Raw genomic sequence first — 11,082 nt, forward strand, 5'->3', positions numbered from 1 at the left:
CAGCATGCTTAAAGACCTTGGTCTTAAAACAAAGGGTGATGGAAGAGGTCCGCACACCTTCCGGCATTATGTGGCGACAAATTTGCGTTATAATTTTAGGATGGACTTGGATCATGTCGCCCGTTTGTTAGGAGACACACAGAAAACAATAAGTTCCAGATATCTTCATCCAACCGCTGAAATGTTGCATAATCTAATGAATAGGGCATCTGGATGGTAAAAATATTTTTAACATCCCCAAGGGTTAACTTGGGGATTACTTTTTGATATAAAGGATTTGAACGCAGTTTATGATATCTCCAATAAAGAATATTCCAGCAGGATCTCCTTGAATCAATTATATTCAAACCATAGTTGATCTTTTTAATGTCTGTACAATCATTAAAAATATTGATAATGAATTTTTAATCCAGATTTTCAAATTACTTGGTTATGTTTTAAACTCTTAATAGCACTGGGAGGGGATAATGAAAAAACCTGAATATGATAAGTACGATAACCTATTTCCGCTTAAGGAAGACACACTTTCTCGTGGGTTCAAATGTAACCTATGTGATAAGGCTGGTTATGGTTTCATCGGTAAAGAGATTGTTTGGGGGAATGGAGACTCAAACGCAAACCTTTTGATTGTTGGAAAAGATTCAGCTGGTGCCAAACCCAAAGAGAGACTTTGGAGGGCATCGAAACTGACATTACTTCCCCTGAGCAATAAAAAAACAGGAGCTAAATTTCGCATCTTCCTTCACAAAGCAGGGTTTAATCCTTTTGATGTTTTCATCACAAATGTAGTTAAATGTAACATAGATTATAATCCAACTGAAGAATTTGAAGAGCGCTCCTTGCCTTGTAGACAGCATCTTCAATGGGAGTTCGATAATGTTCAACCACAAATCATTATTTCTTTAGGTAATGAATCCACTGAAGTAGTTAAAGAATTATTAGACGGTTGGACGTCAATTAACGCATCGAATTTTCTTGATGGCCCATTACTTCAATCCCATCCTCCTTGTAAAGCAAGATATGGAGAAGCATCTTTAATATTGATTCCAATGCATCACCCTAGCAGGGTGGAGGGAATAAAACGTGAAAGCGATTATGTTCAGAATTTGAGATTTGTTAATGACCTTCTTAAATCATAGGTGAAAAACTATACTGAATAAAACATAACAGGCGAGTGAACTGGACATCAAGGGGTGTAGTTTTTTGGGAAGAGTGAATAAACTTTGAAACGATTATTTTTAAATCAAGGTAATTGGTTGGCGCTTGCTGCCTGTTGTTATCCTAAACGTTTGCTTTCAAGGAGGTAAAATGAAAAGAGACCTTGATCTTATCAGAAAATTACTAATTTACTTGGAAGAAAAGCCTGATGATAAAATAGTACAAGATCTTGAAATAGAGGGGTATACAAATAGGGAGGTGCAATATCATTTTATTTTAATGAATGAAGCTGGTTTGATTAGATGCGAAAAATCAATTTCTTCAACATCTGACCGTATTATCCGTGTATATCCTAATGGATTAACATGGCAAGGCCATGAATTTTTTGAAGCATCAAGAAATGATACTTTTTGGAAAAAAGCAAAAGAATTAGTAAAGTCAAAATCAGGTGCTTTACAGTTTGATGTTATTAAGGCTGTTTTAATATCAATGGCTAAAGAAAGTGTTGGCCTATAAATCAGCTAACCTTTCATTCAACAAGACGTGCTACTATTTTGCCGAATCGACCTTTTAAGGTTTTTTATATTTAAACTTTTAATAACCTTTAGTGGAAGGCATCACACGCTTGTTAATTCTTCGTTAAACTATATTTCCTGACAAGTTGAATAAAATCCATTCTTCCTAATTCAAGTTACTAATATATTTGTTTGATTCTTAGAAGAGTATTGCCTTATGCCCCGGCCGGAATATCTTAAAACCCTGGTATTTTTTTGAGGATCAGTTCACTGAAACAAGATCAAAGATAATGCTTCCGATAAAGACTTTTACCTTTATTCTTACGGGGATCTTTCTGTCATCTGCCGTGACCCAGAGTTTTACTGTGGGATTTTCACTTTTTTTAAACACGCCTGAAAAATGATTGGCCTTAAGAGCGAGCAGGTACGTATCAAAAATTCCGGAGGATACATCCTAATTTACAATGTTTTTGAAGAGTGGGGTACCCACTGAACTTTTTTTGTTTTTACAACAGACGGGATAAGCCCCAGAGTGATGATAAAAACGAAAACCATGATGGAACTGAACAGGATCAGGGTGTCGTAGTTGCTCAAGGTCAGGCTCTGGAAGAGCCAGGTTTCGCTTAATATGCCATACTCGATGAGCTTGCCGCTGATCACGCCGGAAAAAGCGGCTCCCCCCACTTGCAGTGATATGCAGAGAGAAATGATAACAGATTTATTTTTTGCGGGTGCAAGTGCCATCATTTCAGATGTCAGGGCAATGGAGGAGGATGCCTGGATCAGCCCGAGGCTAAAGGTAAGAAAACTGAAATAAGATACCAGTGAAATAGGAATCAAATCCCTTAATATCACCAGGAATAAAAACAGAAAGTATGAAAAATGGACCACAAGGAAGACCATTTTGGTTCCGAATTTATCCACCATTTTCCCACCTGTATAAAATCCGACCATGGCTCCCAGGAAAAGCATGGTACCCATGTGAACAATGGTATCATCGGAAAAATGCAATACATTTTTTTCAAGCAGTCCCATTGTGACGGGCCAGGAACCTGTAGCAAGCATCAGCATAAAACAATAGGCGCAAAAAGGCATGTATCCGGGTACGTCCGGTATGCCGGCAGCTATTTTCCAGATGGACTTTTTTTGAAATTCGATTTTATCAATTTCCGGAATTTTTAAATAAAGAAATATCTGGATAATGAGAAGGCAGGTGAAAAAAGCCAGTATAAGCTGATATGTTCCAAGGGACGCGTTTTTTTCCAGGATATATGTGAGGATAAGGGAACAGCCAATGGCAAAAATCTGCCAGCAAACCCGCAAGTTTCCAAAAAAAGATCCCCGTATTGTTTCCGGGATCAAGGGACTTAAAAGTGCAAACCATCCCGACAGAAGTGCTGATACCCCAATGCTGAATAAGGCAATTCCGCAGACAATAAATTTGATTGAACTCTGGTTATCAAAAAAGCCAGCCAGTATGATGAAAAAAAAGCCCAAAATTGTTAAAATTATCCCTGATATCCCTATCTTTTTCTTGCCGTATCTGTCTGCGTAATAGGCAAATGGAACCGATAATAAAAACATAATACAAGAAGGCAGGGACAGCAGTATCAATACATCTGAACTTTTAAATCCCATTTTTAAAAAATAAGAAAGTAAAAAACCGTTCTTGAAAAAGAGCTGGGGCATGATGCTTGCGCAGATAGTCAGAACAATGGTCATCATAATTTTATTTCTAAATATGTTCATGCAAATCCTGAAAGAATAATCTTTTAAATTTCATACTTTCGTAAGAAAATAGGTATTTTTTTTTGTATGACAAGCAATGTTTGATTATTTTTCATATTTATCAAAAAACCTCTTGACAAATCAATAACGTATCAATAATACTAATATCATTAATGTCTGACTTCAGCTAGTATGAGTGAATACGGAACCTCCTATGTAGCCGACAGGGCGGAGCTATATTCAAAGTGAGATGGAAAAGGAAAGTTTTGAAAATTGATGAGTATCAACAAAGCAATATTCAAACCGGTCAAAAGCCAAAGAACCTTTGAAGAGGTTTCTTTAAAAATTAAAACTCTTATTTTTGAAGGCGTCTTGAAATCCGGAGACAAACTGCCTTCTGAAGCTGATCTCGCAGAGCAGTTCAATGTTGGCCGGCAAACCGTCCGGGAAGCTCTCCGTATCCTTGAATTATCAGGTTTCATTATCGTAAAAAAGGGGTTTGGCGGTGGCACAATTATTAAAAATAATATTTCAGGAAGAATTGCCAATCTCTTATTAGATGCATTCCGGATGAAAAAAATTTCTGTTGATGAATTTACAAATGCGCGATTGATAATCGAAAAAGCCATTTTCAATGAGGCTATTGATAATGCGGATGACCAGGACATTGAAATTCTTAAGGAAAATATCAAGAAAGCAAAAGACGTAATTGAAAAAAATGAGGCAGCCACCAATCTAAATTTCGAGTTTCATTCATTGTTGGCAAAAGCCTCAAAAAATAATGTGTTTATCTTTTTTGAGAAAGCAATCAATGCGATACATCACGATATTCGCAGTCGCAAAGATGCAGATTTTAAAACATCGAAGATTGCAGTTCAGGCACATGAAAAAATATTGGATGCATTGATGGGAAAAAGGCGTGAGACGGCTATTCAGCTGCTTGAAGAGCATATACTGGAGGTTCGAAAATCGTATTGATCAGAGGTTTATAGTTTGAGATGCCGGACTCAACGAGGGTCCGGAGGTCTTAAAATTAAATTATAATAGCAAGTTGAAAAGGAGAAAGGAATGAAAAAATTATTGGCTGTTTTATTAGCATTGATGTTTGTTGTGACCACTAATGCCTATGCTAAAGGTAAAAGCAAACCGGCACCTAAGGCGGAAAATTTCAAGGAGATGTTTTCTAAAGGAACCGCCTATGGACAATTTAAAACTGCGTGGTTTGTAAAGGATTTTGATAATGAGGCAAGAACAGATTTTGACACATTTACAGTAGGTGGTAATCTACATTTCCGGACCGCAGCATGGCAAGGCATCAGTGCCGGCGTTGGTTTCTACACTGTCCAGGATTTTGGTGTGAATAACGATAATGATCCTGTTTACCCTGCCCTTTTCCCCAGTGATGGTGACGGTGTGAGTGCTTTAGGAGAATACTATATCAATTTTAAAATTTCAAAGACTGACATTAAAATTGGTGCGCAGGAATTAATTACACCATGGTTTAAGAGATATGATATACAACGGGTGATTCCTAGAACTCACGAGGCTATCTATATAAAAAGTAAAGAAATCGAGGATTTTGAAATTATCCTGGGACATGCATTCAGAGAAAAAGATAATGTTTCTGATGAGTTCGTTGAAATGTCTGATCTCGTTGGCGGAGTTCCGGATGATGCAGATGAAGGTGTCACCTGGGGCGAACTAAAATACACGGGCATTAAAGGGTTAAGATTGTGGGGAGCCTATCATCAATGGCATAATATTTTTGAAAATTACTTTTTTGATGCATTATATAATCATAAAATCAATAATGACGTGAAATTATTTGGTAACTTTAGATACGCTTGTCAGGATGCTGTAGGTGATGAATTGGCATTATGGGATGTTGACAGTTACATGGTTGGTGGAAAATTGGGGATTGAATTCTTTGGCGCAACTTTGGCAGGGTTATATTCTACCAATGGAGATAATAATCTGGCACCTTGGAGGGCTGGGATGAGCTTGTTAAATATCATGCAGGTAACACCAGCGTTCAGGGCCGAAGAGGATAGCTATCGCATTGACTTTGAGTATAAACTGAGCAAAATTTTTAAACCGCTTAAGGGGTTGAAACTTGGCGTTTCATATGGAATTTTCGACACGCCGGATTCGGGGAACAACGCCTCGGAAGACAAGACAGAGTTTGATATAGATCTCAAATATCAAGTCCCCTTTAAAAAAGGGCTTCATCTTAGGCTTCGCTATGCCAATGTAGATGGTGATTACACTAACAGCAGAGTTGATCAAGAAGATTACCGATTTTTTTTAGTCTATAGCTTTTAATATTTAAAATAAAATAATAGAAAGGGAAAAAATGAAACTCGATATTTTTAATCATATTTACCCCAAGACATATTGGGATAAAATGTTGGCAAAAAGCCCTAATGCAAAGGATATGGGGAAACGAACCAGAGGAGTACCTGTACTCTGGGATCTGGAAGCCCGGTTTCGCATGATGGATCAGTTCGATGATTATGCCCAGGTGATTTGTTTGTCTTCGCCACCTATGGAGAAGTTATATGACCCGGATTTAAGTCCGGAAATGGCCAGGGTGGCCAATGACGGCATGGCCGAATATGTATCCAAATACCCGGATCGTTTCCCCGGGTTTATTGCTTCACTGCCCATGAACAATCCGGAAGCATGCTTTGAGGAGATTGACCGGGTCATTATGGATCTCAAAGCAGTAGGCGTTCAGATTTTTACAAATGTGAATGGAAAACCCTTGGACCTCCCGGAATTCAAACCCTTGTTTGAAAAAATGGAACAATACGATCTTCCCATCTGGGTGCACCCGATACGCGGTGCTGATTTTACTGATTATTTAACCGAGGATCAATCAGAGTATGAAATCTGGTGGACCCTTGGCTGGCCGTATGAAACGAGCGCTTTAATGGCACGCCTGGTGTTCAGTAAGTATTTTGATATGTTTCCAAATTTGAAGATCATTACACATCATATGGGTGGTATGATCCCTTATTTTGAGGGGAGGATCGGACCGGGCTGGGACCAGTTGGGTGCGCGCACCTCAGATAAGGATTTAAGTGTCATCCTAAAAGAATTAAAAAAACCTCACCTTGAATATTTCAAGATGTTCTATGCAGATACAGCTCTGTTCGGATCAGTGGCAGGAACAAAGTGTGGCCTGGATTTTTTTGGCGTTGATAATGTTTTATTTGCATCAGATAGTCCTTTTGACCCTGAAAAAGGTCCGGGCTTTATTCGCGAGACCATAAAAATTGTTGATGAACTTCCCATATCAGATAGGGATCGCCAGAAGATCTATGAAGGGAACGCGAGAAAGCTTTTAAAACTATAATAGTAATAGGGGAAAAATTTATGTTTATTGAAGAGGCCAATAAACTTTTGGAACCTGGGTATTTGCCCATGGAAACCGGATACCAACGCTTGTCAAATGGTCAAATGTATGTAGCAGTTCTTGTTAGAATGCCCCGTTGCAAGGGCAAAATGGTTGATTGGTGGTTTGGATATATGGGAGACACTGAAAAATATAAGTTGTGGCACCCCAAAGACCACATATCTGGGGAGTGGGAAAACTGGAGTCCGGGAAACTACATCGGTGCCACCCATGTCATCAAAGAATACATGGGTGGCGAAATTATGAAGGGGAAAGCATATTTTCGAGATCCTTCCGAGTTTTTTGATACTTCCAGATTTGATGAAGCAAAAGTTGGTGCTGCAATATGTGCAGATGGCAGGAGTGAGGAAAATGTCCAAAGGGCGCAATTAATACATTTTGCCCGTGATACAGAATTTGGCTGTGAAATGCGAAGCTGTTTCTGGCTTTTTCATGCTGACGAGGCAAGAGGTGCGGCCGTTATGAAGCACTGTTACGAGGAAATGGGATATTTAGCTGATTTTTTACCTGATTTATATGTGAAAGAGACTGCTATAAAATAATATTTGAGTCGACATGACAATGGCCTGGAAGTTCTTCAGAACCTGATAACAAAGTAACTTGACATACTTATGGGCCAGATTCTAGAAAAGAGTGTGACCAATATATAAGGTAGTTTTAAATTATAAGGAAAAATCAAACATGGGGAAAAAAATATTAGTCGATTTAAGTCATCCATTTGGAGATAAATGTCCATTATGGCCATATTTCGAAGACGTAAAGATCGAGAGAATGCATTATCACGCCAAATCAGGCGTTCTTTCTCAAAAGGTTACCACGGTTATGCACTGTACAACACACGCTGATTCACCTGCACATGTAATTGAAGGGTTGCCTTACACTCATGAGATCCCTTTGGATAAATACTATGGGACAGGTGTCATCGTTGATATTCCAAAAAAGAAATGGGAACTCATAACAGCGGATGATCTGGAAAACGCCACCCCGAAAATTGAGAAGGGTGACATTGTTATTGTACACACCGGGTGGAATAAATACTGGGGGGACAGCCAAAAGTATTTTCTTGAATCTCCGGGATTAGGGAGAGAAGCGGGTGAATGGTTTGTTGAAAAAGGTGTAAAATGTGTAGGAGTTGATCAGCAGGCTCTGGATCATCCTTTGCATACCGCCATCGGTCCCCATGGCCCCGGTCCTCTTCGTCCAGATATATTTAAAGATTATGAAAAGGAATTCGGAGCCACTGTTGAAGAGACATTTACTGAATGGGAACCCTGCCATCATCAGCTTATGTCAAACGGTATTGTCGGATATGAAAATGTTGGGGGTGACATCGCTAAGGTTGTGGGTAAGCGTGTAAAATTGATGGGTTTCCCAATTAGATGGTATATGGGTGACGGCTCCATCATCCGGCTGGTTGCCGAGATTGATGAAGATGAAATGAACGATGTACCGGATCGTGTATATAAATATGGAACCAGCTAATAACAGACCTTAATATTGATAGGAGGCTGTAAAGAGAATGAAAAAAATAAAATTCGAAGAGGTAAATGCATATGAAGCGCCTGGTCATTTCGAAATGACGGCCATGCGACTTCAAGGAATTGAAGAGACCGGAATCACTAAATTCTGGATAGGCTTATCACATTTTTTGCCCAATGGTGGCGCAGAGTGGGGATATGAGGATAACCCTCTGGAAAAGGTCTATTTTGTATTAGAGGGTGAAATTATTGTCAAATCCAAAACTGAAGAAATTGTGCTGCAAAAATGGGACTCGTTGTTTATCGGCCCCAACGAGGGTCGGGAGATTATCAATAAAACCAATAAACCAGCCAGTATGCTGGTGGTGATCAACTACCCCGAGTAGTCCCGAACTCCGGGACTGGTAACAAAAGGATCAGGAAAAATGACTAACACACTAAAAAACAAGGCTGTAATAACGGCAGCCCTTACAGGATCTATCCATACCCCTTCCATGTCTCCCTATCTTCCCGTTACTGCGAAGCAATTGATTAATGAATGCCTTGCTGTATACGAGGCAGGTGGAGCAGTGGCACATATTCATACCAGGGACCAAAAGACCGGACTCCCCAATGCTGATCAGGAAGTTTATCAGGAGGTGGCGACTGAGGTAAAAAAACAGTGTGATCTTATCTTATGTACAACAACCGGTGGAAAGCTGGGAGCACCTGTAGAGGAGCGTGTTCGGGTTGCCACGACCTTGAAACCTGAATTAGCATCGCTCAATGCAGGTTCTCTCAATTTTGCCTTGTTTCACATAGCCGACAAGATACAAGAGTATAAATTTGACTGGGAAAAGCCCTACCTTGAAGCCACAGAAGATTTTATTTTCCCCAACACTTTTAAAACCATGCGCGAGTTTCTTGAAATATTTGAAACCACAGGGACTAAGCCTGAGTTTGAAATATACGATATGGGCATGATCAACAATTTGGCATATTTAATCCGCAAAGGGATTGTTAAGAAACCGGTTTATATGCAATTTGTCTTGGGCATTCTCGGTGGTATGCCGGCAACACCGGAAAATTTAGTATATCTGGTCGATACAGCACGCAGACAGATTGGTGATTTTGTGTTTTCCGTGTGCGCAGCAGGTAACAGGCAATTTCCCATGTGTACCCAGTCATTAATTTTGGGAGGAAACGTTCGTGTTGGTCTGGAAGATAATCTCTATTTGGAGAGTGGTGTTCTGGCAAAAAGTAATGCCGAGCAGGTAGCTAAAATTGGTCGAATTGCCAGGGAACTTGGTATTGAACCCGCCACTCCAAATGAAGCACGTCAGATTTTAGAATTAAAGGGATTAGACAAGGTTAATTTTTAAAAAAATAATTATCATGACCAGCGAGGTTCAGAGATGGAAACAAACAAGATAGATACTATTTTTAACGTTAAGGGGAAAGTGGCTCTTATTACCGGAGCTACAGGAGGTTTTGGCCGCGCGACTGCAATGGGACTGGCACTTGCCGGTGTAAAAGTGATGGCAACCGGCCGAACCGATGAAAAATTAAAGCCGCTTGTTGAAGAGATTAAAAAAGCAGGAGGAACAGCAGCTTTTTCTGCAGGTTCCCCAATAATACAGGAAGATGTAAAAAAGATAGTTGATGAAACCATTGATAAATTCGGTGGAATTGATCTTTTGATCACAGCGGCTGGGGTCAATAAACCTAACCCTATTATTGAACAGCCTTTAGAAGAGTGGGAAATGATCATGGATGCAAATCTTAAGGGGACCTGGTTGTTTTGTAAAGAGGCCGGAAAAGTTATGATTGACCAGGGTCGTGGAGGCAAAGTAATCCTGCTCGGATCTGCTCGTGGTGAACTTGGCATGGCCAATTATTCAGCCTACAGTCCTTCCAAAGGGGCGATTCACCTGCTGACCAAAACCCTTGGGTGTGAATGGGGAAAATATAATATAAATGTCAACGCCATTGCACCCACTGTGTTCAGGACAGATCTTACCCAGTGGATGTTCGATGACCAGGCGTTTTATAAAAACTTTTTAAACCGAATCCCCATAGGTCGATTAGGTGAGCCGGAAGATTTTTTAGGGACCATAATATATCTCTCTTCAAAAGCGTCTGATTTTATGACCGGGGCGGTTCTTTGTGTTGATGGCGGGTACACTGCCGGCTAAAGGAGGGTAAAAAGTGGAAAAAATTGCAATTGTCGGAGCCGGTCTTATGGGACATGGCATCGCCCAGATATTTGCTGTTCACGGATATACTGTGACACTGACGGATATTCACGATGATATGCTTTACAAGGCTGTTGAAAACGTGCGATCCAATCTAACCCTCATGGCTGAAAACGGTATTGGAGATTCCAAAGATATTGAAGCTGCTGTCTTTCGGATTAAAACAACCACTGATTTAAAAAAAGCTGTAGACGGTGCTCAATTCGTGGTTGAAGCTGTTTCTGAGAATTTAGAATTAAAACAGGAGATATTTGAACGATTAGACGCTGTTTGTCCATCAGAAACAATATTAGCATCAAACACATCCGTAATCAGCATTACTCAAATTGCTGAAAAATCAAATTTCAGAGAAAGGATACTGGGGACACATTTTTGGAATCCACCCTATCTTATCCCGCTCGTAGAGGTAGTCAGAGGTAAAGAAACTTCTGACTCAGTAATGGAAAAGACATTTGATCTAATGAAACAGGTGGGGAAACACCCTGTCAGGATTAATAAGGATGTTCCCGGCTTTGTCGGTAACAGGCTTCAACACGCTCTATGGAGAGAAG

The 11,082-nt window shown here is 39.9% G+C and carries 14 protein-coding genes; 12 read left to right on the forward strand and 2 right to left on the reverse strand.

Features of this window, described 5'->3' with window-relative positions:
- The 3 genes from K8S13_RS06895 to K8S13_RS06905 form a co-directional block, all read left to right on the forward strand.
- A partial coding sequence (locus K8S13_RS06895) for a hypothetical protein (RefSeq protein WP_291461482.1) occupies nt 1-220 on the forward strand: 220 nt, incomplete at its 5' end.
- 247 nt (nt 221-467) lie between these two features.
- Entirely contained in the window at nt 468-1,139 is a 672-nt protein-coding gene (locus tag K8S13_RS06900; RefSeq protein ID WP_291461484.1) for a uracil-DNA glycosylase family protein, read from the forward strand.
- 169 nt (nt 1,140-1,308) lie between these two features.
- Nucleotides 1,309-1,674, forward strand: a complete 366-nt coding sequence (locus K8S13_RS06905) for a DUF2513 domain-containing protein (protein ID WP_291461485.1) — start codon at nt 1,309-1,311, stop codon at nt 1,672-1,674.
- A gap of 261 nt (nt 1,675-1,935) precedes the next feature.
- Here the strand turns inward: K8S13_RS06905 and K8S13_RS25630 are convergent, their stop codons facing one another.
- Both K8S13_RS25630 and K8S13_RS06910 read right to left on the reverse strand, forming a co-directional pair.
- Nucleotides 1,936-2,112: a DUF3108 domain-containing protein gene (locus K8S13_RS25630; RefSeq protein ID WP_367172544.1), complete on the reverse strand. Its 177-nt coding sequence runs from the start codon at nt 2,110-2,112 to the stop codon at nt 1,936-1,938.
- A 20-nt stretch (nt 2,113-2,132) separates the two neighbouring features.
- Complete coding sequence (locus K8S13_RS06910; RefSeq protein WP_291461486.1) at nt 2,133-3,422, reverse strand: MFS transporter; 1,290 nt, start codon at nt 3,420-3,422, stop codon at nt 2,133-2,135.
- Between the two features lie 255 nt (nt 3,423-3,677).
- Between K8S13_RS06910 and K8S13_RS06915 the strand changes: the two genes are divergently transcribed.
- From K8S13_RS06915 to K8S13_RS06955, 9 genes are all read left to right on the forward strand, one after another.
- A complete protein-coding gene (locus K8S13_RS06915; protein WP_291461488.1) occupies nt 3,678-4,379 on the forward strand; it encodes a GntR family transcriptional regulator in 702 nt (233 codons plus the stop codon).
- A 90-nt stretch (nt 4,380-4,469) separates the two neighbouring features.
- Nucleotides 4,470-5,723 (forward strand): OprD family outer membrane porin, encoded by a 1,254-nt coding sequence (locus tag K8S13_RS06920; protein ID WP_291461491.1) that lies wholly within the window; start codon nt 4,470-4,472, stop codon nt 5,721-5,723.
- 31 nt (nt 5,724-5,754) lie between these two features.
- Complete coding sequence (locus K8S13_RS06925) at nt 5,755-6,759, forward strand: amidohydrolase family protein (protein WP_291461493.1); 1,005 nt, start codon at nt 5,755-5,757, stop codon at nt 6,757-6,759.
- A gap of 20 nt (nt 6,760-6,779) precedes the next feature.
- Entirely contained in the window at nt 6,780-7,361 is a 582-nt protein-coding gene (locus K8S13_RS06930) for a hypothetical protein (RefSeq protein ID WP_291461495.1), read from the forward strand.
- Between the two features lie 139 nt (nt 7,362-7,500).
- Nucleotides 7,501-8,301: a cyclase family protein gene (locus tag K8S13_RS06935; RefSeq protein ID WP_291461497.1), complete on the forward strand. Its 801-nt coding sequence runs from the start codon at nt 7,501-7,503 to the stop codon at nt 8,299-8,301.
- 37 nt (nt 8,302-8,338) lie between these two features.
- Nucleotides 8,339-8,683, forward strand: a complete 345-nt coding sequence (locus tag K8S13_RS06940; protein ID WP_291461498.1) for a cupin domain-containing protein — start codon at nt 8,339-8,341, stop codon at nt 8,681-8,683.
- 39 nt (nt 8,684-8,722) lie between these two features.
- A complete protein-coding gene (locus tag K8S13_RS06945) occupies nt 8,723-9,658 on the forward strand; it encodes a 3-keto-5-aminohexanoate cleavage protein (protein WP_291461500.1) in 936 nt (311 codons plus the stop codon).
- A gap of 33 nt (nt 9,659-9,691) precedes the next feature.
- The gene (locus K8S13_RS06950) at nt 9,692-10,471 is read left to right on the forward strand and encodes an SDR family oxidoreductase (RefSeq protein ID WP_291461502.1); all 780 of its coding nucleotides are present in this window, start codon (nt 9,692-9,694) and stop codon (nt 10,469-10,471) included.
- A gap of 13 nt (nt 10,472-10,484) precedes the next feature.
- Nucleotides 10,485-11,082 (forward strand): 3-hydroxyacyl-CoA dehydrogenase NAD-binding domain-containing protein (locus tag K8S13_RS06955; protein WP_291461504.1); only part of this gene is annotated, 598 nt, incomplete at its 3' end.

The organism is Desulfobacula sp. (genome assembly GCF_021107415.1).